Origin of the sequence: Stutzerimonas stutzeri (genome assembly GCF_002890895.1) — a bacterium.
In the GTDB taxonomy this organism is placed as follows: Bacteria; Pseudomonadota; Gammaproteobacteria; order Pseudomonadales; family Pseudomonadaceae; genus Stutzerimonas; species Stutzerimonas stutzeri_AB.
Genome location: NZ_POUL01000009.1, coordinates 1 through 23148 on the forward strand (window position 1 = coordinate 1; position 23148 = coordinate 23148).

23 protein-coding genes are annotated in these 23148 nt (G+C 63.0%); 14 read left to right on the forward strand and 9 right to left on the reverse strand.

Annotated features, from left to right (window positions below; translation table 11 throughout):
• Positions 1-253: 253 nt before the first annotated feature.
• A complete protein-coding gene (locus CXK96_RS15905; RefSeq protein WP_102837413.1) occupies positions 254-727 on the reverse strand; it encodes an NYN domain-containing protein in 474 nt (157 codons plus the stop codon).
• 271 nt (positions 728-998) lie between these two features.
• On the opposite strand from CXK96_RS15905, the gene CXK96_RS15910 reads away from it, so the two are divergent.
• Both CXK96_RS15910 and CXK96_RS15915 read left to right on the forward strand, forming a co-directional pair.
• Positions 999-1679: a YciC family protein gene (locus CXK96_RS15910; RefSeq protein WP_102837414.1), complete on the forward strand. Its 681-nt coding sequence runs from the start codon at positions 999-1001 to the stop codon at positions 1677-1679.
• Between the two features lie 68 nt (positions 1680-1747).
• Positions 1748-2182: a VOC family protein gene (locus CXK96_RS15915; RefSeq protein ID WP_102837415.1), complete on the forward strand. Its 435-nt coding sequence runs from the start codon at positions 1748-1750 to the stop codon at positions 2180-2182.
• Here the strand turns inward: CXK96_RS15915 and CXK96_RS15920 are convergent.
• A complete protein-coding gene (locus tag CXK96_RS15920) occupies positions 2179-3021 on the reverse strand; it encodes an SDR family oxidoreductase (protein ID WP_102837553.1) in 843 nt (280 codons plus the stop codon). The two genes, CXK96_RS15915 and CXK96_RS15920, sit on opposite strands and share 4 nt — an antisense overlap.
• A 204-nt stretch (positions 3022-3225) precedes the next feature.
• Between CXK96_RS15920 and CXK96_RS15925 the strand changes: the two genes are divergently transcribed.
• Positions 3226-3963: a substrate-binding periplasmic protein gene (locus tag CXK96_RS15925; RefSeq protein WP_256061666.1), complete on the forward strand. Its 738-nt coding sequence runs from the start codon at positions 3226-3228 to the stop codon at positions 3961-3963.
• An 89-nt stretch (positions 3964-4052) separates the two neighbouring features.
• Here the strand turns inward: CXK96_RS15925 and hrpB are convergent, their stop codons facing one another.
• Complete coding sequence (gene hrpB / locus CXK96_RS15930) at positions 4053-6569, reverse strand: ATP-dependent helicase HrpB (RefSeq protein WP_102837416.1); 2517 nt, start codon at positions 6567-6569, stop codon at positions 4053-4055.
• 178 nt (positions 6570-6747) lie between these two features.
• On the opposite strand from hrpB, the gene CXK96_RS15935 reads away from it, so the two are divergent.
• From CXK96_RS15935 to CXK96_RS15955, 5 genes are all read left to right on the forward strand, one after another.
• Positions 6748-7164 carry a polyribonucleotide nucleotidyltransferase gene (locus tag CXK96_RS15935; protein ID WP_102837417.1) on the forward strand — a complete coding sequence of 139 codons (417 nt, stop codon included), beginning with the start codon at positions 6748-6750 and terminating at the stop codon, positions 7162-7164.
• Positions 7164-8099 (forward strand): cation diffusion facilitator family transporter, encoded by a 936-nt coding sequence (locus CXK96_RS15940; protein ID WP_102837418.1) that lies wholly within the window; start codon positions 7164-7166, stop codon positions 8097-8099. Before CXK96_RS15935 ends, CXK96_RS15940 begins: the two co-directional genes overlap by 1 nt.
• Before the next feature lie 305 nt (positions 8100-8404).
• Positions 8405-8884, forward strand: coding sequence for an Lrp/AsnC family transcriptional regulator (locus CXK96_RS15945; protein ID WP_019340274.1), 480 nt, complete (start codon positions 8405-8407; stop codon positions 8882-8884).
• 131 nt (positions 8885-9015) lie between these two features.
• The gene (locus CXK96_RS15950; protein ID WP_102837419.1) at positions 9016-9408 is read left to right on the forward strand and encodes a globin; all 393 of its coding nucleotides are present in this window, start codon (positions 9016-9018) and stop codon (positions 9406-9408) included.
• Positions 9409-9568: 160 nt separating this feature from the next.
• Entirely contained in the window at positions 9569-9787 is a 219-nt protein-coding gene (locus CXK96_RS15955; RefSeq protein WP_046161811.1) for a DUF2788 domain-containing protein, read from the forward strand.
• Positions 9788-9808: 21 nt separating this feature from the next.
• Here CXK96_RS15955 and CXK96_RS15960 read toward each other — a convergent pair whose 3' ends face one another.
• Positions 9809-10438: a pseudouridine synthase gene (locus CXK96_RS15960; RefSeq protein ID WP_102837420.1), complete on the reverse strand. Its 630-nt coding sequence runs from the start codon at positions 10436-10438 to the stop codon at positions 9809-9811.
• 495 nt (positions 10439-10933) lie between these two features.
• On the opposite strand from CXK96_RS15960, the gene urtA reads away from it, so the two are divergent.
• From urtA to CXK96_RS15990, 6 genes are all read left to right on the forward strand, one after another.
• Entirely contained in the window at positions 10934-12202 is a 1269-nt protein-coding gene (gene urtA / locus CXK96_RS15965) for an urea ABC transporter substrate-binding protein (protein ID WP_102837421.1), read from the forward strand.
• 155 nt (positions 12203-12357) lie between these two features.
• Positions 12358-13929: an urea ABC transporter permease subunit UrtB gene (gene urtB, locus CXK96_RS15970; RefSeq protein WP_102837422.1), complete on the forward strand. Its 1572-nt coding sequence runs from the start codon at positions 12358-12360 to the stop codon at positions 13927-13929.
• A 187-nt stretch (positions 13930-14116) separates the two neighbouring features.
• Complete coding sequence (urtC, locus tag CXK96_RS15975) at positions 14117-15196, forward strand: urea ABC transporter permease subunit UrtC (RefSeq protein ID WP_102837423.1); 1080 nt, start codon at positions 14117-14119, stop codon at positions 15194-15196.
• Positions 15193-16038: an urea ABC transporter ATP-binding protein UrtD gene (gene urtD, locus CXK96_RS15980; protein ID WP_102837424.1), complete on the forward strand. Its 846-nt coding sequence runs from the start codon at positions 15193-15195 to the stop codon at positions 16036-16038. Before urtC ends, urtD begins: the two co-directional genes overlap by 4 nt.
• 249 nt (positions 16039-16287) lie before the next feature.
• Positions 16288-16986 (forward strand): urea ABC transporter ATP-binding subunit UrtE, encoded by a 699-nt coding sequence (gene urtE, locus CXK96_RS15985; protein WP_102837425.1) that lies wholly within the window; start codon positions 16288-16290, stop codon positions 16984-16986.
• A 215-nt stretch (positions 16987-17201) separates the two neighbouring features.
• Positions 17202-17963: an SDR family oxidoreductase gene (locus tag CXK96_RS15990; RefSeq protein ID WP_102837426.1), complete on the forward strand. Its 762-nt coding sequence runs from the start codon at positions 17202-17204 to the stop codon at positions 17961-17963.
• 290 nt (positions 17964-18253) lie between these two features.
• Here CXK96_RS15990 and CXK96_RS15995 read toward each other — a convergent pair whose 3' ends face one another.
• The 5 genes from CXK96_RS15995 to CXK96_RS16015 are packed head-to-tail and all read right to left on the reverse strand — an operon-like array spanning position 18254 to position 22769.
• A complete protein-coding gene (locus tag CXK96_RS15995; protein ID WP_102837427.1) occupies positions 18254-19399 on the reverse strand; it encodes an ABC transporter substrate-binding protein in 1146 nt (381 codons plus the stop codon).
• A gap of 24 nt (positions 19400-19423) precedes the next feature.
• Entirely contained in the window at positions 19424-20131 is a 708-nt protein-coding gene (locus CXK96_RS16000) for an ABC transporter ATP-binding protein (protein WP_102837428.1), read from the reverse strand.
• Positions 20118-20885, reverse strand: coding sequence for an ABC transporter ATP-binding protein (locus CXK96_RS16005; RefSeq protein ID WP_102837429.1), 768 nt, complete (start codon positions 20883-20885; stop codon positions 20118-20120). The genes CXK96_RS16000 and CXK96_RS16005 overlap by 14 nt, the downstream gene beginning before the upstream one ends.
• Entirely contained in the window at positions 20878-21906 is a 1029-nt protein-coding gene (locus CXK96_RS16010) for a branched-chain amino acid ABC transporter permease (RefSeq protein WP_102837430.1), read from the reverse strand. The genes CXK96_RS16005 and CXK96_RS16010 overlap by 8 nt, the downstream gene beginning before the upstream one ends.
• Positions 21906-22769 (reverse strand): branched-chain amino acid ABC transporter permease, encoded by an 864-nt coding sequence (locus tag CXK96_RS16015; RefSeq protein WP_102837431.1) that lies wholly within the window; start codon positions 22767-22769, stop codon positions 21906-21908. Before CXK96_RS16015 ends, CXK96_RS16010 begins: the two co-directional genes overlap by 1 nt.
• Between the last annotated feature and the right edge of the window lie 379 nt (positions 22770-23148).

The following is a 23148-nucleotide window of genomic DNA, read 5'->3' on the forward strand; positions in this document are numbered from 1 at the left end:
GGCCGCAGCGCTATCTACGTCGCAGGCTCAAAGCCTAAGGGTGGATACGGCTTCCTGGCCTTCCCCCGATGATCAGTCGGGAACTATCACCCCAACATAGCGTGGTAGTCGAGATACAAGGGTGGATGTCGCTGTTTACATCCACCGCAACTCCGCTCGGAGGCATAAGACGCAACCTACAAGCGAAAACAGCGTGGACAGGTCGCACCAACTGGCAAACTCGCTTCAAGCTTCAGCTCGTGCGTTCCAATGTTTAACGCAGCAACAGCTTGCCTTCGATGGGCACGTAGCGCGTGGCGGCGCGAATCAGCGAGTTCGCCGTCAGACCGGGCGCGCCATAGGCTGTCGCCTCCAGTCCCCCGGCGCGTACGCGATCGAGCAGCCGATCAAAGTCGCCATCGCCCGAAGCCAGCACCACCTCATCGACACGCCCGATCACATCCAGCACATCGATGGTGATGCCCACATCCCAGTCGCCCTTGGCCGAGCCGTCGCTGCGCTGGATATAGGGCTTGAGCTTCACCGTGAACCCGAGGTTGCGCAGGATCTGCTGGAACTGCTGCTGCTTGGCATCGCCCCGGTCGATGGCATAGGCATAAGCCTCAACGATTTCACCGCGCTCGCTGAGCTCGGCCCACAACGCCGCATAGTTGAAGTGGCAGCCGTGGGCCTGGCGCACCGTGTAGTAGAGATTCTGCACATCAGCAAACAGGGCAATCTTCTTCACGCGGCGACCCGGGCGGAGGAATGGCCAACCAGTATGGACTGCGACAGCGCCCGTGTCGCCGGCCGGTCGCCTGGCATAACCAGCCCGATGCAAACCATCTGCATTGGCAATACTTCGTTGAACAAAGCCAGGATCGCCCGCCCGGTCGAAATGCTCACTAGGCCACCACACTGCGCTTCTTCGGCTGTTACCCCGATGATCGTTGCCCCTCGCCTTTTCCACCGGCCTGTTAAAGTGCGCGCCTGATTTCCCCATGAGCTGCCGCCCTGCGATGAATGTCCTGTCCATCCTCCGTGACGCCTGGTTTTTCTATTCCCGCAACCTGCTGTCCATCGTGCGGCTGTGCCTGCCACTGATCCTGCTCGAGAGCATCGTTCGCCTGGCCATCGACCAGCTGTTCGGCAAGGGCGCCCTGCCGGCTCAGGAGCTGCTGGTCGGCCTGATCTTCTATCCGCTGTATATCGCCGCGCTGATCCTGTTTCTCGACGCACGTAGCCGCGGTCACGCACCGCCGCTGCGTGAGGTGATGGTGCGCGCGTTACCGCTATGGCCATCGATGGCGGTGCTGGCCGGTCTGGGCACCCTGCTGATCATGCTCGGCGCCTCGCTGTTCGTGCTGCCCGGGCTGTGGGTGATGGTCAAGATCGCCTTTGCCGAATACCTGCTGGTGATACGCGGTTTGAGCCCGCTGGCGGCACTGAAGCAGAGTTTCCTGGAAACCCGTGGTCACTTCCTGCTGATACTCGGCTGCATCCTCGTCGTGCTGGCGCCGCTGTGGCTTCTGGAGGCCTGGATGGCCGCACAGTTCTGGGCTGGCGAGACAGCGCCAGGCGCGCTCGCCGTGGTGGTCGACTCTGTGGTCGGGCTGGTGCAGCTGTTGGCCACGGTCGTTTTGTTTCGCTGCTTCATGCTCTGCAGCGCGCCGGCCATCGCGCGCGACGAATCCAGGTGACGTAGTCGGAGGCAAGAGACGACGTGCGGGTCTAGGCTTGGTCTCCATCCTTTCCGGAGGCCGTTCCCATGAGCGATCACAACCCCAGCATCCTTTCCCACGTTTCCCTGGGCAGCAACCGTTTCGATGAAGCGGCTGCCTTCTACGATCAGGCCCTTGCCGCCCTCGGCTGCAAGCGCATCATGGCCCACCCGGGCGCTATTGCCTGGGGCCGTGACTACCCCGAGTTTTGGCTGCAGACGCCGATCAACGGCCAGGCGGCCAGCGTTGGCAACGGCACACATATCGGTTTCTTCGCACCTGACAAGGCTTCAGTCGATGCCTTTCACCGTGCGGCGCTGGCCGCCGGCGCTACCGACGAAGGCGCTCCGGGACCACGTGAAGCGTATGGCGAGCCCTACTACGGCTGTTTTGTCCGCGATCTCGATGGCCACAAGATCGAAGCTGCCTACTGGGACGTCGAGTTGATGCAACAGCTCTACGGCGACGCGCCGACCGCCTAGCCCGTGCCCTGCGAAGTTCGGGCACCGGCCAGCCGCGGTAACAGCAGGTGCTCGAAGGCGCGCGGAAAGCAGCGCGCCACCAGGCGCGCACGCCAGTCCAGGTTCGACAGCACCAGCAACCGCCGTCGTTTCAGGGCGCCTTGGTAGATGGATTCCGCCACATCCTGCGGCGACGCCACGCGACCTACCGTCAGAACCGGCTGCGGCGCGGTGGACCCATCACCGATCAACACGTTCTTGCGCAGGTCCGTCGCGGTATACCCCGGACACACCAGCATCACATTGACGGCAGTATCGGCCAGCTCGCTGCGCAGGGTTTCGAACAGCCCGTGCAGCGCATGCTTGCTGGCGTTGTAAGCGCCGCGATCGGGCACCGGCGCGTACTGCGACAGCGAGCTGAGCACGATGATCTGCCCGCCTCGCGACACAAGGCTCGGCAGCGCCGCCTGGGTGCAATGCAACGCGCCGTAAAAGTTGACTGCCATGATCCGTTCGAATACCGCCAGGCTGGTATCGGCAACACGGCTGCGATGGGTGATACCTGCGTTGTTGATCAGCACATCGATACCGCCGAAGCGTTCCACCACCAGCGCAACGGCCCGCTGCACCGCCACGGCATCCGACACGTCGCAGCACAGCCCTAGCGCATCGGCGTTGTGATGGTCCGCCAGATGCTGCACCAGTCCGTCGATGGCGTTCTGCTCGAGGTCGAAGATGACGACCCGTGCACCGGCCTGGGCCATCCGCTCGGCCAGCGCGCGGCCGATGCCCGCACAGCCGCCGGTGATCACCACCACCTTGCGATCGAACACCTTGCTGGTGAATACCTTGCGATACATAAACCTCTCCATCGAATCATCCGGGCTACCGAACCCGATCAGCCCGGCAGCGCTAGCCTCAAGCATAGCCAGCCTGCTCCTTGTCCGCTGAGGGCATCGCCGCGGCGCAGTAGCCTGGACCAGCCCGCGCACCCCTTCTGGACAGCCGGAGGCGTCGCGCGCCATGCTTGGGCGTGCGCGAATCACAAGGGGCAGTGAATTACCTTGAAGCCATTATTCTGGATACCGTTAGCAGCGGCTCTGGCAGCGCCTTGCGTTGCCTCGTCCGAAACGCAGAGAACCCTGACCGTCGGTTACTACGACTTCCCTCCAGCGATCTACAGCGATGCCCAGGGCCGCCCAAGCGGACCACTGGTCGACCTCACTCGGCGTGTACTCGCCCATGCGGGCTTTGAGGCGCGGTTCCGCGGCCTGCCGAGTGCCCGCTTGTATGGCGCCTTGCAAAGCGGCACGGTTGACCTCTGGCCCGGCGCGCCGGGAAAGCCGGAGCTGCTTGCCGATACGCTCGAGGGCCGCGAAACACTCACCCACATCAGCCTCAACCTCTATCACCGGCCCGACACCCCGCCGCCGAGTATCCCCGACAGCCTGCGCAAACGCGGCGTCATCACCATCGGCGGTTATAACTATTTGCCGCAAGTGAACCGGATGCTGCACGACCCGCAACTGCAGATTCTCCTGCACCGGACTGCCACCCACACGTCGGCACTGGAGATGTTGAAGCATCGCCGCGCCGACTATCTTCTCGACTATCAGGCCCCGGTGAACCAGGCGATGAAACAGCTCGGCATGGAGGCGCTTCCCCATGTCGAGCTGCATAAGGTCGCCATCCGATTCATCGTGTCGCGCCATGCCAAAGACAGCCAGACGGTGGTCGACTCGCTGGATCGCGCCTATGCCGAGATGGCAACGGCCGGAGAAGATCTGAGCTTGCCCGAATAGACGCAAGCGCATACGGGCGCTGACAGGCATCGGCGGTGATCAGCCCGGGTGCGCGCTGCTTGTGAAGCAGGCGGCGTGCAGCCGTACTTTCAGGTCCCGCGCGGCTTGGCGCGCGCGGTGGGCTCTGCTACCAGCGGGTCATCGGGCCAATAGTGTTTCGGGTATCTGCCTTTCAAGTCCTTCTTCACATCGATATAGGTGTTTGCCCAGAAGCTCGCCAGGTCCTGCGTTACCTGCACAGGGCGGCGCGCCGGTGACAGCAAGTGCAATTTCACCGGCAGACGCCCACCGGCGATACGAGGCGTATCGCCCAGCCCGAACAACTCCTGCAAGCGCACCGCCAGCACTGGCGGCGATTCACTGTAATCGAGCCGCACCCGCGACCCGGAGGGCACTCCGATGACGACCGGTGCCAGCTCGTCGAGGCGCTGCGGCAGCGGCCAGGGCAACAAGGTGGCGAGCATGGCTTTCAGATCCAGCTGGGCGAAGTGCGCCAGACGCGTAACCTTGCCCAGATACGGCAATAACCAGTCCTCCAGCCGCGCCAGCAGCGCTTCGTCGCTGACGTCAGGCCAGTCGCTGCCAGCGCCAGCCGCCAGCTCGATCTGCCGGAGCAGGCTGATACGCGCCTGCCACTGCCGCAGTTCCGGCGTCCACGGCAACAGCTCCAGCCCCTTGCGCCGCACCAGGCCCAGCAGCGCTCGCCCACGCGCTTCGTCATCCAGGCCAGGAAAAGGCTCGCGACTGAGCACCAGCTCACCAACCCGCCGCTGCCGCTCGGCCCGCAGCACGCCTTCGCGCTCGTCCCATTCCAGCTCGTCGCGCAAGCTGACCATCTCGGCCAGCTCCGCCTCGAACAACCCTGGGTCCAGCGCCGCCGCGCGATAGATGCGCTCTTCTCGCTGGCCCTGGCGGCTGCCCAGCTCGGCGATCACCAGCCAGGATTCTTTCATCAGCGCATCCGGCTCACCGAAGACCGCCGCGCGACCGTTGGCTAGGCGGTACTCACCACCACCGTCCCGACGTTGGCGAGCGATACGGTCGGGGTAGGCAAACGCCAGCAGCGCCCCGTGCCAGCGATGATCGGTCGCCTCGGCAGGAGCAGCCGCCGAGGCACCTCGCAGCAGGCTGCGAAACTGTCGCGCCAACTGCCGCACCCGCTGCGCGCCGGAATGCCGGCCCGCGCTGCCATCGAGCAGCCCGAGACGGGTTGAGATGTCCACGCCGCCGCGCTGGATATCGCGCTCGACCAACAAGGCGGCAAGGTCGGCAGCCAGCGATGCCAAGCCAAGTGCCTGGCCGCGCAACAACAGATGCGCAATACGCGGATGCGCCGGCAACTCAGCCATGGCCTGGCCGTGCGCGGTCAACTGCCAACCGCCACGGACATTAAGGCTGAGTGCACCGAGGCGCTGGAGCAGGTCCTGCGCCTGTCGGTAGGCCGCAGCAGGCGGCACATCGAGCCAGGCCAGTTCATCCGGTTCGACACCCCAGCGCGCCAACTGCAGCGCGACGCCGGCCAGATCGGCCTGGAGGATTTCCGCGTCGCCATAAGCTGCCAGTTGCGCGTGCTGATCCTCCGACCACAGCCGATAGCAGGCGCCAGGCTCCAGCCGCCCCGCGCGCCCGGCCCGCTGGGTCGCCGAAGCACGCGAAATACGCCGGGTTTCCAGACGGGTCATGCCACTGCCGGGATCGAACCGCGGCACCCGCGCCAGCCCGGCATCGACCACCACCCGCACGCCCTCGATGGTCAGGCTGGTCTCGGCAATGTTGGTCGCCAGCACGACCTTGCGCTTGCCCGCTGGCGCAGGCTCGATGGCGGCGCGCTGGGCGGTCAGCTCCAGCTCGCCGTGCAGCGGACAGAGCATTACCTCGCCTCGATCTGCCAGCTGCTCGGCCAGCAGATCGTTCACACGACGTATCTCAGCCTGGCCCGGCAGGAAGACCAGTACGCTGCCGGATTCCTCATCCAGCGCCTGCATCACCGTCTGCACGACCCGCGGCTCGATGCGTTCACCGGCCTGAAACGCTCGTCCCCAGCGCTGCACGACCGGAAACATGCGGCCCTCGCTGCGCACCACTGGGGCGTCATCCAGCAAAGTCGACAGCCGCGCGCCTTCCAGCGTGGCGGACATGAGCAACAGCTTGAGCGGTTCGTCGCGCAGCAGCACGCGCGCATTGAGGGTTAGTGCCAGGGCCAGATCGGCGTCCAGGCTGCGCTCGTGAAACTCATCGAAGATCACCAGCCCCACGCCTTCAAGGGCCGGATCGTCCTGCAAGCGACGCGCAAGGATGCCTTCGGTGACAACCTCGATGCGGGTATTCGGCCCGACCTTGCTGTCCAGCCGGATGCGATAGCCGACAGTTTCGCCAACCTTCTCGCCCAGCTCGCTGGCCAGGCGCTCAGCCGCCGCACGGGCCGCCAGCCGGCGCGGTTCGAGCATGACGATCGACTGCCCGCCGAGCCATGGCTCGTTCAACAAGGCCAGCGGCACTCGGGTGGTCTTGCCGGCACCGGGCGGTGCTTCGAGCACCGCTTCGTCACGCGCTAGCAGGGCCTGGCGCAGCGCCGGCAGGGCTTCATCGATGGGCAGGGCAATCATGGGAACTCCGCTTCAAGGGCCGCGATTATAGCGGGCGCAGTCCTCGACGCAGCCTCACGGAGCGCTGTGGTTATACGCGGTGCAACAACGCCGAACAGAGCGTGCAGCGGGAGTGTCTGATATCGGGAAAACATCACTCAGCCCTTGTATAGTTGCGCCACTTTCCCCGGAGGTCCTTATGCGTACTCGTTCCCGTGTCATCGGCGGCGTGCTGGCCGTCTCCCTGTTCACTCAACTGACCGCTTGCGGCACGCTGTTCTACCCCGACCGCCGCGGGCAGATCGATGGCCGCATCGATCCCGCCATTGCAGCAGCCAATGCCGTCGGCCTGCTCTTCTACCTCATCCCCGGCCTGATCGCCTTTGGCATCGACTTCGCCACCGGCGCGATCTACCTGCCCGACGACAACTACTCCATGGCCCCGGAAAAACTGCAGGAAGCCATCGGCGCCGATGGCGTGATCGACCAGGCCAAGCTCAAGGCGATCATCGAAACCGAAACCGGCCGCAGCCTGCCACTGGATGACCCCCGCCTGATCCAGCACAACGGCAGCGTCGAGCAACTTGCCGCCTTCGGACTGCGTCCGGCCGCCTGATGCAGCACACCCGCGAGCGCAAAGGCGTCAGTGCCGAACACGCCAGATTGATGCGACGTGCCACACGACTGGCGCTGGCCGTCGCGCTGACGCTGGCCGCGAGCAAGGCGCTGGCCTGGTGGTTGAGTGGCTCGGTCAGCTTGCTGGCGGGGCTCACCGACTCACTGCTGGACGGCGCCGCCTCGCTGCTCAACCTGTTGGCGGTGCACTACTCGCTGCGCCCCGCGGACGAGGATCATCGCTATGGCCACGGCAAGGCCGAGGCACTGGCAGGGCTTGGTCAGGGTGCCTTCATTTCGGTGAGTGCGATTCTGGTCTGCGTCCAGGGCGTCGATCGCATGCTGCATCCTGAGCCGCTGGGCGCACCGACGCTGGGCATCGCGGTGATGCTGCTGTCACTGGCGCTAACAGTGGCGCTGCTGATGTATCAGCGCCGCGTGGTCCGCGAAACCGGCTCCACGGCGATCCGTGCCGACTCGCTGCATTACCGTTCCGACCTGCTCCTCAACAGCAGCATCCTTGTCGCGCTGGTACTCGCCGGTTATGGCTGGGAACGGCTTGACGCCGTATTCGGCATCGCCATCGCCGTCTACATCTTCTGGAGCGCGCTGAGCATCGTCCGCGAGGCCGGTGCGGTATTGATGGATACCGAGCTCCCGCCCGAGATCAGCGAGGACATGCATCGGTTGGCCTGCGATGTACCCGGCGTGGTCGGCTGTCATGACCTGCGCACCCGCGTTTCGGGCACCCGCTGGTTCGTGCAGATGCACCTGGAGTTGCCCGGAAATCTGCCGCTGATCGAGGCTCACGCACTCTGTGACCAGGTCGAAGGCGCCATCCACGCCAAGTACCCGCGCGCCGAGGTGCTGGTGCACGCCGATCCGCTGGAAGTGGTGAGGCCACAACCCAGCCTGGAGCCGACCGCCAGCCCATAAAAAAAGACCACGTGGCGAGACGTGGTCTTTTTTCAATACTGCTCTGAATTCGCTGGCCGCTTGTGGCGGATTCTTCGACAGCGCCTTGTGGGCGGTGCTGGCCCGGACCGATGACCTCGGTAAGGTATACGGTTGGCGCGGCGGGGTAAGTACCGCGTCAGTTCTGCCGGGGGCTGAAGTTGGATAAAGCTTACGCCCCGCGCCCCGACAGATGTTTGCGAAAATTGCTCATATCAAGGCCTGTTGCGCAATCATTGCGCCCGGATGCATAGTTACGCGCAACTAAACCCTGCGAGTAGCCAATCATGAGCAAACTGGATCGCTACGACCTGCGTATTCTTGCCGAACTGCAGCACGACGCGCGCATCTCCAATCAGGATCTGGCCGAGCGCATCGGCCTTTCACCGTCGCCCTGTTCGCGACGGGTCAAACAGCTCGAAGACGACGGCTACATTGCCCGCCAGGTCGCCCTGCTCGACCGCAAGAAGCTCGGCCTGACGTTGACCGCCTACGTGCTGATCGGCATGGACCGGCACACGCCGGAGCGCTTCGAACACTTCGAAGGAATGATCGGCAAATGCCCGGAAGTGCTCGAATGCAGCCTGGTCACAGGGATGGACGCCGACTATCAACTCAAGGTCGTGGTACCGGACATGGACCACTATCAGGCCTTTCTGCTCGGCACACTGACCCGCATCGAAGGTGTCACCAGCGTGCGGTCAAGCTTTGTCCTGCGGCAGGTGTCATCGAGTACCGAACTGCCACTGGAGCATTTGCGAGGCTGAGACACCGCTCACACTTGCAACCCACACAGCTCGAAGGGCTATTACCTATAATTCGCGCCTTTCTATTCTGCTCACCTCCGAATGGTTTCTGGCAGGCGCAGCGATCAGCCTTCGTGCAAGGGAAATGCCTCATGAAAGACACCAACCGCGTCATGCAGAGCTACGGCCGCTGCTGCGCCAGCGCAGACTTCTTCGACGACTTCTATGCCTCCTTTCTGGCCAGCTCGCCAGCAGTGCGGGAGAAGTTCGTCAAAACCGACATGACGGCCCAGAAACAGCTGCTGCGGGCCGGCATCCTCAACCTGGTCCTGTTCGCGCGCGGCATGCCCGACACCAAACTCCAGGCCTTGGGCAAGAGCCACTCTCGCGGCCATCTGGACATCCGTCCCGAGCTCTATGACCTCTGGATCGCCGCGCTGCTGAAAACCATCGGTCAGCATGATCGGCAGCTGGAAAAAGAAGACCTTCAGGCCTGGCGCACAGTGCTCAACAAGGGTATCGACGTTATCAAGTCCCACTACTGATCAAGCACCCAAGCTCGAAACAGCCTCCCGTTCGAACCCATCTAGCGCTGCGCCGTCCAATCTCCCGGAGCAGCTGAGCGCCCGCCGCGGGCGTATACTGCACCGCTGCCGCGCCCCATCAGCCTCGGGCGCATTCGTCGATGTCAGTCAGGAGTAACGCGTGGAGCCTGAAGTATTTGAGAAGTGGATGATGATCGTCCTGGTCGGCGGCCTGATGGCCTTCATGGCGTTCATCATCTGGGACCTGGCGAAGAAGTCGAAAGCCGGGCGCCTTGGCACTGCCATCCTGTTTCTGGGCTTGGGCCTGTGCCTGTTTGCCTTTCTGGCGAAGCCGATCATCGGCTATGTCATCGAAGTGACCCAGGGCATTCCGCACTGATCGCTTGGCCCTGCCGACGCCTCACAACTGCGCCGCCACTTCCCGCCACTCGCCTGGCTGCAGACCGTCCAGCGACCAGGGCCCGATCCTGACCCGCACCAGCCGCAGCGTTGGCAGACCGACCGCTGCGGTCATCCTGCGTATCTGACGGTTACGCCCTTCACGAATCACCAGTTCCAGCCAACTGGTCGGCACGCTCTTGCGAAAGCGCACCGGCGGAGTGCGCGGCCACAGCTGCGGCTCGTCGAGCGCCCGGGCTTCGGCCGGCAGCGTCATGCCATCGTTGAGCTCGACCCCCTCGCATAGCCGCCGCAGCTGCTCAGCGCTGACTTCTCCCTCCACCTGCACCCAGTAGGTTTTCGCCAACTTGTGCTTGGGATCGGCGATGCGCGCCTGCAACTGCCCGTCATTGGTCAGCAGCAGCAGGCCTTCGCTGTCGCGATCCAGCCGCCCGGCCGGGTACACGCCCTGCACCGGCACGAAGTCCTTCAGGGTGGCGCGGCCATCGGCATCGTTGAACTGGGTGAGCACATCGAACGGTTTGTTCAACAGTAGCAGGCGCGGCTCGGCAGGCGGCGCCTTGGCGACCCGGCGGGGTTGAGTGCGACCTTGAACAGAGCGCGGTGGGCGTGGGGGTGAAGTACGCGACATGACGAGGCCTTCAAGAACAGGCCGGCCATGCTAGGGCGAGCCCTGCCAGCCGGCAAGCGACAGTGCCATTCTGGCTGAACCGATGAACGCGGCGCATACGGCAGCCGGTATCGCTGGCTCAATCCATCTACGAAACACCCAATGGCCAGCCGTGGATGTAGAAAGCGACATCCATCCTACCCAAGCCTCCCACAGATTCATCTCGCCACACGACCGCGCCCCACGATGGCATGGAGCGATGCGACACCCGCCAATACGTCGAACGGCAACAGGCGAAGCGCACCAGTGCGGTGCATGGCGTGCCCCGCCGCCTCATGGGACGCCCCGAAATCGGACGACCGGGCCCTAGTGCTCCATTAGAGCGCATTTCCCAAACGCGCCAGAAGCACCGAATCAGAGGGCTTACAGTAAATTGGCACGGATGCTGCGATAGCGCTCCCTGTCCCAAAGGACCAACCCCACAGTTGCGCATGGACAGCCAAGGAGCCGCCCACAATGAAACGCCGTCCCCTACTGAAGTCCACCCTCGCCGCCAGTGCCCTGATGCTCAGCGGTCTGTTCCCGTTCACGCTGCAGGCCGCCGAGACCATCAAGGTCGGCATCCTGCATTCGCTGTCCGGCACCATGGCCATTTCAGAAACATCCCTGAAAGACATGGCGCTGATGACCATCGACGAAATCAACGCCAACGGCGGCGTATTGGGCAAGCAGCTCGAGCCGGTGGTAGTCGACCCTGCGTCCAACTGGCCGCTGTTCGCTGAAAAAGCCCGGCAGCTGCTGACCCAGGACAAGGTCGCGGTGACCTTTGGTTGCTGGACGTCGGTTTCGCGTAAATCCGTGCTGCCGGTCTTTGAAGAGCTCGACGGCCTGCTCTTCTACCCGGTGCAGTACGAAGGCGAAGAGATGTCGCCGAACGTCTTCTACACCGGCGCAGCGCCAAACCAGCAGGCCATTCCGGCCGTCGAGTACCTGATGAGCGAAGACGGCGGCAGCGCCGAGCGCTTTTTCCTGCTCGGCACCGACTACGTCTACCCTCGCACCACCAACAAGATCCTGCGCGCCTTCCTGATCAGCAAGGGCGTACCGGAATCGAACATCGAAGAGGTCTACACCCCGTTCGGCCACAGCGATTACCAGACCATCGTCGCCGACATCAAGAAGTTCTCCGCGGGCGGCAAAACCGCCGTCGTCTCGACCATCAACGGCGACTCCAACGTGCCGTTCTACAAGGAATTGGCGAATCAGGGCCTGGAAGCGACCGACGTGCCGGTTGTGGCCTTCTCGGTCGGTGAAGAAGAACTGCGCGGCATCGACACCAAGCCGCTGGTCGGTCACCTGGCCGCGTGGAACTACTTCCAGTCGGTTGAAAACCCGGTCAACGACAAGTTCGTGAGCCAATGGAAGGCCTACGCCAAGGAAAAAGGCCTGCCGGGTGCTGACAAGGCAGTGACCAACGATCCGATGGAAGCCACCTATGTCGGCATCCACATGTGGGCGCAGGCGGTCGAGAAGGCAGGGACTACCGACGTCAAGCCCGTGGTCAAGGCGCTGGCCGGCCAGACCTTCGAAGCACCGAGCGGCTACACCCTGACCATGGACGAGAAGAACCACCACCTGCACAAGCCGGTGATGATCGGCGAAGTCCAGGACGACGGTCAGTTCTCGGTGGTTTGGGAAACCGAAAGTCCGGTCCGCGCCCAGCCGTGGAGCCCGTACATTCCGGGCAACGACAAGAAGCCGGATCACCCGGTGAAGTCGAACTGAGGATGGCCTTCGTGGTGGATGGATGAAGCGCCGACTACGCGTCCCGATCCACCCTACGTTTGCTCGACTCCGCAGGTGGATGCCCTCTGGGCATCCACCTCGATCGTCGCCAGCTCCATCAAGAGAGCCCGCGGCGCCCCCTGGGGAATGCATAGATGAACACTGCCCTGTACCGAATATTTCTGCTGCTCTTGCTCGCTCTGCCCTGGGCAGCCAACGCAGGAGACGCAGCCGACTACGCCAAGGCGAGCTCGTCCAAGCAGGCCAAGCTGCTTGAAGAATGGGCCATCGCGCCGGTGCCCGAGCGCCTGGCACTGATCGAAGCGCTGCGCGCCAATCGCGTCGTTATCGACAATAACAAGACCCCCTTTCTTAACGACGGCGACACTTATCGTGCCCTCGAAGGCGACGCTGAACCCGTCGGCACGCCGAAGAAACTGCGCTTGAACAACCGTCTTCGCGGCCTGCTGAACACCGCGCTGGCCAGCCATCGGTTGTTCTCAGACGACCCGGCAGACCGCCTCAGCGCCGCCAAGCGCCTGCAGCGCAGCGGCCAACCGGAGCAGCTACCACTCCTGCAGCAACGTCTCGAAGCGGAAGATGCCCCGGCCGTACGCGAAGCCCTCACCCTGACGCTGGCAAACCTGCAACTAAGCGCAGAAGACCCCGCCGTGCGCCTGGCCGCCGTACGCCTGCTCGGCGAAACAGGCGCGCCGCTGGCGCGAGTGAGGCTGGAAAACCTGCTTGCCGATGAAGCCGAAACCGATTCCGGCGTGCGCAAAGCGGCGGAGACCAGCCTGGCCCAGGTCAAACGCAAACTGTTGATTGGCGAGCTGCTCGGCCAGGCGTTCAGCGGATTGTCGCTGGGCTCGATCCTGCTGCTCGCGGCGCTGGGCCTGGCCATCACGTTCGGCCTGCTGGGCGTGATCAACATGGCCCACGGCGAGATGCTCATGCTCGGCGCCTACACCACCTACATGGTGCAAGTGCTGATGGCCCGACTCATGCCGGATGCGTTGGCCTTCTATCCACTGGTGGCGCTGCCGGTGGCCTTCTTTGTGACAGCCGCCATCGGCATGGCGCTGGAACGTACCGTGATCCGTCACCTCTACGGTCGCCCGCTGGAAACCCTGCTGGCGACCTGGGGCATCAGCCTGATCCTGATCCAGCTGGTGCGCGTAATGTTCGGCGCGCAGAACGTCGAGGTCGCCAACCCCGGCTGGCTATCCGGCGGCCTGCAAGTACTGCCGAATCTGGTGCTGCCCTATAACCGTATGGTGATCATCGGCTTTGCGCTGTTCGTGGTGCTTTTGACCTGGCTGTTGCTGAACAAGACTCGCCTCGGCCTCAACGTGCGAGCCGTGACCCAGAACCGCAACATGGCCGCCTGCTGCGGCGTGCCGACCGGGCGTATCGACATGATGGCCTTCGGCTTGGGCTCGGGTATCGCCGGGCTTGGCGGTGTGGCGCTCTCGCAGATCGGCAACGTCGGCCCGGACCTGGGTCAGGGCTACATCATCGACTCCTTCTTGGTTGTGGTGCTCGGCGGCGTCGGTCAGCTGGCCGGCAGCATCTTTGCCGCCTTCGGTCTCGGCATCGCTAACAAGATCCTCGAACCGCAGATTGGCGCCGTGTTAGGCAAGATCCTCATCCTCGCGCTGATCATCCTGTTCATCCAGAAGCGTCCGCAGGGGTTGTTCGCGCTGAAAGGGAGGGTGATCGATTGATGTCTCCATCGACCCACAGCCTGCCGCATTGCCGTAGGAGCGAGCTTGCTCGCGAACCGCGCTACACGCCGAGCTGCAGAACGCAGAATTCCCACGGCGTTACGCCACGCCTTGCATGCGTATCGGCTTGCGTGCAGGTACCAACCTTTTGTTCGCGAGCAAGCTCGCTCCTACAGGAGAGCTGCGCATGAACCAGCCACTCACCGTCACGGCCGCGCAGAAAGCCGGCCCGACACTCACAGTCGTTGCCCTCGGCTTGGTGCTGGTCATCCTGCTGGCGATGCCGCTGCTGCACCTGCTCCCCGCAGACTACGCCTTTCACGTCTCGGCCTACACCCTCACGCTGGTGGGCAAGATCCTCTGCTACGCCATCGTCGCCCTGGCTCTGGATCTGGTATGGGGCTACGCCGGCCTGCTGTCCCTCGGTCACGGTCTGTTCTTTGCCCTAGGCGGTTATGCCATGGGCATGTACCTGATGCGTGAAAGCGCAGGCGACGGCTTGCCCGCGTTCATGAGCTTTCTCGCCTGGACCGAGCTGCCCTGGTTCTGGTATGGCACCTCCAGCTTTCTCTGGGCGATGTGCCTGGTGGTGCTGGCGCCGGGGCTGCTGGCCTTCGTGTTCGGCTTCTTTGCCTTCCGTTCGCGGATCAAAGGCGTGTACTTCTCGATCATGACGCAGGCGCTGACCTTCGCCGGCATGCTGTTGTTCTTCCGTAACGAAACCGGCTTCGGCGGTAACAACGGTTTCACCGGATTCACCCGCATCCTCGGCTTCGACATCACCGCACCAGCCACCCGTGCGGCGTTGTTCTTCGCGACGGTATTGCTGCTGACTGGCAGCCTGCTGCTGGGCTGGCAGCTGGCCCGCAGCAAGTTCGGCAGGGTGCTGACGGCCCTGCGTGATGCCGAAAACCGGCTGATGTTCTGCGGCTACGATCCGCGCGGCTACAAGTTGTTCATCTGGACCCTTTCGGCCGTGCTTTGTGGGCTTGCCGGTGCGCTGTACGTGCCGCAGGTGGGCATCATCAACCCCAGCGAAATGGCACCGACACAATCCATCGAAGCCGCCGTCTGGGTTGCCCTCGGCGGGCGCGGCACGCTGATCGGCCCGCTGCTGGGTGCTGGCATCGTCAACGGCATGAAGAGCTGGTTCACCGTGGCCTTCCCCGAATATTGGCTGTTCGCTCTCGGTGCGCTGTTCATCGTTGTCACCCTGTACCTGCCGAAAGGCGTCATCGGATTGCTGCGCCGGAGGGGCGAACAATGAAAACCGCACCCGTACCCGAACTGATCGAACCAACAGATGCACTCGGCAGCGGCCGCGACGCCATCGGCCTTGGCCGGGTGAAGACCAAAGGTCTTGATGCCCGTCACGGCACCATCCTCAGCCTGGAAGACATCAACGTCAGCTTCGACGGTTTCAAGGCGCTGACCAACCTCAGCCTCTACATCGGCGTCGGCGAACTGCGCTGCATCATCGGTCCCAATGGCGCCGGCAAGACCACCATGATGGACGTCATCACCGGCAAGACCCGACCCGACAGCGGCACGGCCTTCTTCGGCGACACCCTCGATCTGACGCGCATGAGCGAGGTGGAAATCGCGCAGTCCGGCATCGGCCGCAAATTCCAGAAACCCACGGTATTCGAGGCACTCAGCGTGTTCGAGAATCTCGAACTGGCGCAGAAGACAGACAAATCGGTGTGGGCCAGCCTGAAAGCCAAGCTCAACGGCGAACAGCGCGACCGCATTGGTGAGGTGCTCACCACTATTCGCCTGGAAACCTCACGCAATCGCCCAGCCGGTCTACTGTCCCACGGCCAGAAGCAGTTTCTGGAAATCGGCATGCTCTTGATGCAGGACCCGCAACTGCTGCTGCTCGACGAACCCGTCGCCGGCATGACCGACGCCGAAACCGAGTTCACCGCCGAGCTGTTCAAAAGCCTGGCGCGCAAGCACTCGCTGATGGTGGTCGAGCATGACATGGGCTTCGTCGACACCATCGCTGATCACGTGACCGTGCTGCATCAGGGCCAGGTGCTGGCCGAGGGTTCGCTGCAGACCGTGCAGAACGATGAGCGCGTGATCGAGGTATATCTGGGGCGGTGACTGATCCGAAGGGTGGATGGCGCCCTTCTCATCACCCATGACATCCCATGGTGGATGGGTAGAGCGTCATCCACCCTACGCCCGGCAAACGTAGGGTGGATAACGCCGCAGGCTTATCCACCGAAAACGGCGAAGCCTTTTCTACGCGCACCCGGTAGGCCTGGCCGGACCCCGGCGTCCGCATCATCGCAAGCTAATCGTAGGGTGGATAACGCCAGAGGCTTATCCACCAAAGTGAAGGAGTCGCACATGCTGCAAGTCCAGCAACTGCATCAGTACTACGGCGGTAGCCACATCCTGCGCGGCTTGTCGTTCGACGCAAATATTGGAGAAGTCACCTGCCTGCTCGGGCGCAACGGCGTCGGCAAGACCACGCTGTTGAAATGCCTTATGGGCCTGATCCCGGCCAAGGAAGGCGCGGTGACCTGGGAAGGCAAGCCGATCACCGGCTTCAAACCGCACCAGCGCGTGCACGCCGGGATTGCCTACGTGCCCCAGGGGCGCGAAATCTTTGGCCGGCTGACCGTCGAAGAGAACCTGCTGATGGGCCTGTCCCGCTTCAACGCCAAGGAAGCCAAGGAAGTCCCCGAATTCATCTACGAGCTGTTTCCGGTTCTCAAGGAAATGAAGCACCGCCGTGGCGGTGACCTGTCCGGCGGCCAACAGCAACAATTGGCCATCGGCCGCGCGCTGGCGAGCAAGCCGCGCCTCTTGATCCTCGACGAACCCACCGAAGGCATCCAGCCTTCGGTGATCAAGGAAATCGGCGCGGTGATCAAGAAACTCGCCGCGCGCGGCGACATGGCGATTCTGCTGGTCGAACAGTTCTACGACTTCGCCGCCGAGCTGGCCGACCAGTACCTGGTGATGAGCCGCGGCGAGATCATCCAGCAAGGCCGCGGCGAAACCATGGAGGCCGAGGGCGTGCGGGGACTGGTAGCGATATAGCGCTCAAGCCGTTCTGATTCGGCGGCCACCCGCTGGCGGAAGTCTGGCCGCACTCAGACAGCGGCGAGCTTATCCGCCCGCTTTAGCCTATCAACATCCTTAGCCGACCGGCCCCAGCCGTCCGAGGGCAACAGCCTGCTGATCTTCGCCGCCTGACGCAGTAAGCTCCCTGAGTCGGCCGCATACGGCCTGCCTAACAGACAAGAGGTCCCTGCATGAACAACGTGGTTTTCATCACGGGTGCAACATCCGGCTTCGGCCGAGCCACTGCCCGCCGCTTTGCCGAGGCCGGCTGGGCGCTGGTCCTGACCGGGCGCCGCCAGGAGCGGCTCGAAGCGCTGCAGCAAGAACTGTCGGCCAAGGTCCCGGTGCACATCGCCACGCTCGACGTACGTGACGCCGAAGCGGTGAAGCAGGTGGTTGCCGAGCTGCCCGCAGGCTTCCGCGAGGTCAAGGCATTGATCAACAACGCAGGCCTGGCGCTCGCCCCGGAGCCGGCGCAGAAGGTCGACCTGCGCGACTGGCACACCATGATCGATACCAACGTGACGGGGCTGGTCAACGTCACCCACGCGCTCCTGCCGCGCCTGATCGAAACGGGCAAGGGCGCAAGCATCATCAGCATCGGCTCGGTTGCCGGCCACTGGCCGTATCCGGGCGGCCACGTCTACGGCGCCACCAAGGCATTCGTCGAGCAGTTCAGCTACAACCTGCGCTGCGACCTGCTGGGCACTGGCGTTCGGGTCACCGACATTGCCCCCGGCATGGCCGAAACCGAATTCACCCTGGTCCGCACCAAGGGCAACCAGGACGCTTCCGACAAGCTCTACCGCGGCACCACTCCGCTGACCGCCGAGGACATCGCGGAGCAGATCTTCTACGTCGCGACCCTGCCGGACCACATCAACATCAACCGCCTCGAAGTGATGCCCACCCGGCAGGCGTGGTCCCCGTTCAACATCGATCGGGACCAGTAAAGTCGGCATCGAGGGATGCATGAGCTTCGCCTCCAGGCTAAGTGCCTCATAACGGCGAAGGCATGCGTCCCACTTTCGGTGATGCCTCAGTTCGAGTGCTGCATCAGGCATCACGAAGATGGACGAGCTGTGCGGTAAGCAGGCAGATGGGCCAGCTCGGCGTTGGAAGCGCGCCAGCTGTCAGGGGGAACCGATCAAGACCGGTCGCCCTGCAGGGCATGAATAGCGTCGAAACCGGCTGCAGGAGCCTGTCACCGAAACGGCCCAAGAGGGCCGTTTGGCTGTGGAGGTTACTCGATCTCCTTGCGAACGATCTTGCCTCCCTCCACCACGGCCATGGTCGTCGGCGTAATGAAGCCGCCGTTTTCGGTCATGCCCTGCACGGAGTAGAGGTTGAACTTCGGATCCATGCTCTTGAGCGCTTCACCCATCTTTGCCCTGACCTGCTGCGGCTCGGTACTGCCAGCCAGTTCCATGGCCTTGGCCAGTGCGTGGAAAGCCAGGTAGTTGTAGGCGGCTTCGGAGCCCGGCACTTTGCCATGCGCTTTTTTGTAACGCTCGACGAAGGCCTTCGCCTCCTCACCGTCGTATTCGGACAGCGGCACAACACCGATCGCGCCTTCCAGCAGTTCCAGCCCGCCCGTGACGGCGGCGATCTCATCCAGTTTGGCCTGGTCCATGACGATAAAGCCGCCTTGGAAGCCCATCTGACGCGCCTGCTGCATGACCAGCCCGGTGGGCTCCGAGGCGCCGCCAACAAACATCACATCCGGGTTCGACGCGATCACTCGGCTCACACCGGTATAGAAATCGGCCGATTTGTTGTAGTCCATGGGATTGCTTTCGACGATCTCGCCGCCCTTCTGCTCCCAGGCTTTGGTGATCATGTCGGTCCAGATTTTTGCGTACTCGTGCGTCGCGCCGGCGATGCCGAGTTTCTTGCCGTTATGCTCGAGCGCGTAGTCAGAAAAGGCATCGACATAGCCGGTGAATTCCGGAGGGATACGCACGGTCAGCGGATTGCCCTGCTCAGTCACCGACGGCACGCTGGTGTAGGCCATGATCAGGAAGTCATCGGCGACGTTGAAGTCCTGCAGCGCGAACACGCCGCCGGTATGGGGGACGAAAACCGCCGCTGCATTCGACTCCTTCACCAGCCGCTTGGCATTGGTGGCCGCCTGGCTCGGCGAGTACTTGTCATCGAGGCTGATGAGGTTGACCTTGTAGGTTTCGTCTCCAACCTTGATGCCGCCTGCCTCGTTGGTGTCCTCGACTGCCATGCGCAAGCCCGACAGGGTGTTCTCGCCATAGAGTGCAGCGCCGCCGCTGAGCGGGCCGGTAAAACCAATGTTGAGCGTCTGCTCGGCATATACACCGCTGGCCTGGGCTGCGGTCAGGGTGGCAATCGCCAGTCCAAGCGCTTTGAGCGTTTTCATTGTTGTCTCCTTGGTCATGACTGATCAGGCGCCGATGTAGGCTTTGCGCACGGCTTCGTTACCCAGCATGGCCTGCTGGTCACCTTCCATCACCAGGCTGCCGCCCTCGATGACGTAGGCGCGGTGGGCGATCTTCAATGCTGCGAAGGCATTCTGTTCGGCCAGCAGCACGCTGGTGCCGGACTTGTTGATGCGGGAAATCACCTCGAACATCTGGTTGACCACCAGCGGCGCCAGCCCGAGCGAGGGCTCGTCGAGCATCAGCAGCCTTGGTCGGCTCATCAGCGCGCGCCCGATGGCGACCATTTGCTGCTGACCACCGCTGAGCGAGCCGGCGGGCTGGTTGCGTTTGTCGTGAAGAATCGGGAACAGGTCCAACACCTCCTGCAGGTTGCGCTTGTTGCCCGCGCTGTCACGGCGGTGCAGGTAGGCGCCGAGCGCAAGGTTTTGCGCCACCGACATCTGCGGGAACAGCTTGCGCCCCTCCGGGCAATGCACCACGCCGGCGGCGACCAATGCGGAAGGCTTGAGACCGTCGATGCGCTTGCCTTCCAGCGTGATGCTGCCGGCGGTCGGTTTGAGCAGCCCGCTGATGGTGTTGAACAAGGTGGTCTTGCCCGCGCCATTGGCGCCGAGCAGGACCACCAGCTCGCCGACGCCAACCGTCATTGAGACCTCGGTGAGCGCCTTGAAGCTGCCGTAGCAGACATCGACCCGATCAAGCTGCAGCATCGTAGTCACTCCCCAGGTAGGCTTCGATGACGGCCGGGTTCGCCTTGATCTCGGCGGGCGTACCCTCGGCGATTTTCTCGCCGTAGTTGAGCACCATGATCTTGTCCGCCAGCCCCATGATCATGTCCATCTTGTGTTCGATCAGGCACACGGTCAGGCCGTGCTCGGCCATCTTGCGGATCAACAGCGTAAGGCCTTCGGTTTCCTCCGGGTTGACGCCCGCCGCCGGCTCATCGAGCAGCACCAGCTTCGGCTCGGTGGCTAGTGCCAGGGCGAAGGCCACGCGCTTGCGTTCTTCCTGAGAGATATCCAGCACCACCCGATTTTCCAGATGCGCCAGACCAACGAAGTCCAGCGCGGCGCGGGCCTTCTCGCGGCATTCGCGCTCCTCGCGCTGCAGACGTTTGGAGTTGATCAACACATCCCACAGGCCCGAATGGGTGCGCAAACGGTGGCCGACGATGAGGTTGTCGAGCACCGTGGCCTGCTCGAACAGATGCGTGGTCTGGAAGGTACGGCCGACACCGAGCCGGGCGACATGGTCGCAACGCATCCGCGACACGTCGTGCCCGTCAATGAGGATGCGTCCCGAGCTGGGCTTGTGTACGCCGGAAATCAGGTTGAAGAAGGTGCTCTTGCCGGCGCCGTTGGGGCCGATGATGGCGTTGATCTTGCGCGCTTCGAACTCAATGCTGACATCGTGCACTGCCGCGAGGCCGCCGAACATCTTCGTTAGGTTTTCGACCTTAAGCATTGTTGTTCACCTCGCTGCCTGGGGTGACTTTGCTAGTGGCTTTTGGGTCTTGAGCCCGCGCCGCTTCAGTGTCCTTGCGCAGTTTCCAGCCGAGGAAAGTACCGGTGACACCGCGCGGCATGAAGATCACCAGCACCACGATCAGCGGGCCGAAGATGATCATCCGGTAGTCCTCGAGGAACTGTAGCGACTGGGTGATCCAGACTACCCCGACAGTACCGACCAGCGGCCCGAACAGTGTGCCGAACCCGCCGACCAGCAGGTAGGTGATCATGTCGAAGGTATGGTTGGGGTTGGCTTCCTCCGGACCGATAAACCGGATCATCGAGGCATAGAGCGCTCCGGCGATACCGGCGTAGGTAGTAGAGAGCACGAAGGCCAGCAGCTTGTTGCGCATCAGATCGATGCCCAGCGATTGGGCCAGCGCATCGCCGTTGCGGATCGCCATAAAGGTACGCCCCAGCAGGGAGCGCGCCAGGCGACCCGCGAACCAGATCGCCAACAGCAGAAACAACAGCGCCAGGTAGTAGAACGGCACCGTCTGGCTGAAGTCCACCAGCCCGAAGCCATCCGGCGCCGCGATGCCGCGAATGCCGATGGCGCCGTGGGTCAGCTCCTCCCACTTGTCGATCAACAGGTAGATGATGAAGCCGACGCACAGCGTGAAAATCGCGAAGAAGTGCTCCTTCAAGCGCAACGAGACGATGCCCACCAGCGCGCCAACAGCGGCCGAAACCAGCGCCGCCGCCACGAATGCCGGCCAGAAATTCCAGCCATGGTCAGCGGTGAGGATGGCCAGCGCATAGGCGCCGATGGCGAAGAAGCCGCCGTGGGCCAGGTTCAGTTGGCCGCAGTAGCCGGTGATGATGTTCAGGCCGTACACCGCAATGGCCCAAATAAAAGCGCTGGCCATCACGTAGACCTGGTACTCGCTCTTGGCGAACAGAGGGAACGCAAGGGCCAAAGCCAGCAGGACCAGCTTGCAGCCGCGACCAGTCAGTAACGAGGCGAACCGATGCATCAGTGAGCCCCCTTGGAGAACAGCCCGGTCGGGCGGAATGACAGGATCACCACCAGCAATGAGAAGGCGATGATGTCCTTGTAATCCGAAGACAGGTAGAAGCCGCCGAAGCTCTCGGCAAACCCGAGGATCATCGCCCCGATGATGGCGCCGGGAATGCTGCCCATGCCGCCGAGCACGATGATGACGAAGGCCTTCATGATCACCAGATGCCCCATCGCCGGGTACACCAGGTTGATCGGCGCATAGAGTGTGGCGGCAAAAGCGGCGAGCATGCCGGAGATGGCGAAGGTCAGCATCGCCACGCGGTTTGAGTCGATGCCGACGAGGAAGGCACCTTCACGGCTCTGCGCCATGGCGATGATGGTCGAGCCCAGCATCGTCTTGCGCAGGAACAGGTGCAGCGCCAGCATCAGGGTAAAGGCGCCGACGATGATCAACAGGCGCTGCTCGGGAATGATCAGCCCGTCGAAATTGAGAATGCCAGCATAGGGCGAGGCCATGCGGCGGAAGTCCGACCCCCAGAACATCTGCACCACCGCTTCGAGAAACAGCAGGATGCCGATGGCCGCGATCTTGTCGTGAATCGGCGGGGCATTGCGCAGCGGGTGAAACACCAATCGCTCGCAGAGCACCGCCAGCGCGGCCACCACCAGACCCGACAGCAGCATGGCGATCCAATAGTGCAGGCCCAGATCGGTCATGAAAAAGAACGACGCGAAGGCCCCCACCATGTAGAGCGCGCCATGGGCGAAGTTGGGAATGTGCAGGATTCCGTAGACGAGCGTCAGACCAAGGGCGACAAGCCCGTAGATGCTGCCCAGGGTCAAGCCGTTGAGCACTTGCTGGAACAATAGATTCAATGCGGCGTCTCCGTGGATCTTGTTTTTATGGGTGCCACCGAGCGATTACCGTGTGCCGCGAGACAAGCGGGTCGAACGCTCGACCGCCGCTGGGCATCGGAACTGCGCCTGACTGACATTGGCACTCGCTTGCACCCTCGTCAAACGAGCCGCTTGGAAGAGATAAAGGCCCATAAAGCAGCGTGATGCTGGCAACAATCTGTTTCAGCGACTCTCCAGCCTGTGCAGAGCGAGCCTTAATGCATAACGGGTCAAATCAAGCGGAACGCGCCATTAAAACGCTGGGTCATTCGCACCAAATTGGTTCGCTATGGATGTTGTGGCTTTACGATGCACCAATCGGGGGCGTCAGCGGCCGATGACCGATCCGCATGGACCG

Coding starts and splice junctions, on each gene's coding strand:
- CXK96_RS15910 (WP_102837414.1), top strand. CDS start 999: ATGAATGTCCTGTCCATCCTCCGTGACGCCTGGTTTTTCTATTCCCGC.
- CXK96_RS15915 (WP_102837415.1), top strand. CDS start 1,748: ATGAGCGATCACAACCCCAGCATCCTTTCCCACGTTTCCCTGGGCAGC.
- CXK96_RS15920 (WP_102837553.1), bottom strand. CDS start 3,021: ATGTATCGCAAGGTATTCACCAGCAAGGTGTTCGATCGCAAGGTGGTG.
- hrpB (WP_102837416.1), bottom strand. CDS start 6,569: ATGATTGCCCTGCCCATCGATGAAGCCCTGCCGGCGCTGCGCCAGGCC.
- CXK96_RS15935 (WP_102837417.1), top strand. CDS start 6,748: ATGCGTACTCGTTCCCGTGTCATCGGCGGCGTGCTGGCCGTCTCCCTG.
- CXK96_RS15940 (WP_102837418.1), top strand. CDS start 7,164: ATGCAGCACACCCGCGAGCGCAAAGGCGTCAGTGCCGAACACGCCAGA.
- CXK96_RS15945 (WP_019340274.1), top strand. CDS start 8,405: ATGAGCAAACTGGATCGCTACGACCTGCGTATTCTTGCCGAACTGCAG.
- CXK96_RS15950 (WP_102837419.1), top strand. CDS start 9,016: ATGAAAGACACCAACCGCGTCATGCAGAGCTACGGCCGCTGCTGCGCC.
- CXK96_RS15960 (WP_102837420.1), bottom strand. CDS start 10,438: ATGTCGCGTACTTCACCCCCACGCCCACCGCGCTCTGTTCAAGGTCGC.
- urtA (WP_102837421.1), top strand. CDS start 10,934: ATGAAACGCCGTCCCCTACTGAAGTCCACCCTCGCCGCCAGTGCCCTG.
- urtB (WP_102837422.1), top strand. CDS start 12,358: ATGAACACTGCCCTGTACCGAATATTTCTGCTGCTCTTGCTCGCTCTG.
- urtC (WP_102837423.1), top strand. CDS start 14,117: ATGAACCAGCCACTCACCGTCACGGCCGCGCAGAAAGCCGGCCCGACA.
- urtD (WP_102837424.1), top strand. CDS start 15,193: ATGAAAACCGCACCCGTACCCGAACTGATCGAACCAACAGATGCACTC.
- urtE (WP_102837425.1), top strand. CDS start 16,288: ATGCTGCAAGTCCAGCAACTGCATCAGTACTACGGCGGTAGCCACATC.
- CXK96_RS15990 (WP_102837426.1), top strand. CDS start 17,202: ATGAACAACGTGGTTTTCATCACGGGTGCAACATCCGGCTTCGGCCGA.
- CXK96_RS15995 (WP_102837427.1), bottom strand. CDS start 19,399: ATGAAAACGCTCAAAGCGCTTGGACTGGCGATTGCCACCCTGACCGCA.
- CXK96_RS16000 (WP_102837428.1), bottom strand. CDS start 20,131: ATGCTGCAGCTTGATCGGGTCGATGTCTGCTACGGCAGCTTCAAGGCG.
- CXK96_RS16005 (WP_102837429.1), bottom strand. CDS start 20,885: ATGCTTAAGGTCGAAAACCTAACGAAGATGTTCGGCGGCCTCGCGGCA.
- CXK96_RS16010 (WP_102837430.1), bottom strand. CDS start 21,906: ATGCATCGGTTCGCCTCGTTACTGACTGGTCGCGGCTGCAAGCTGGTC.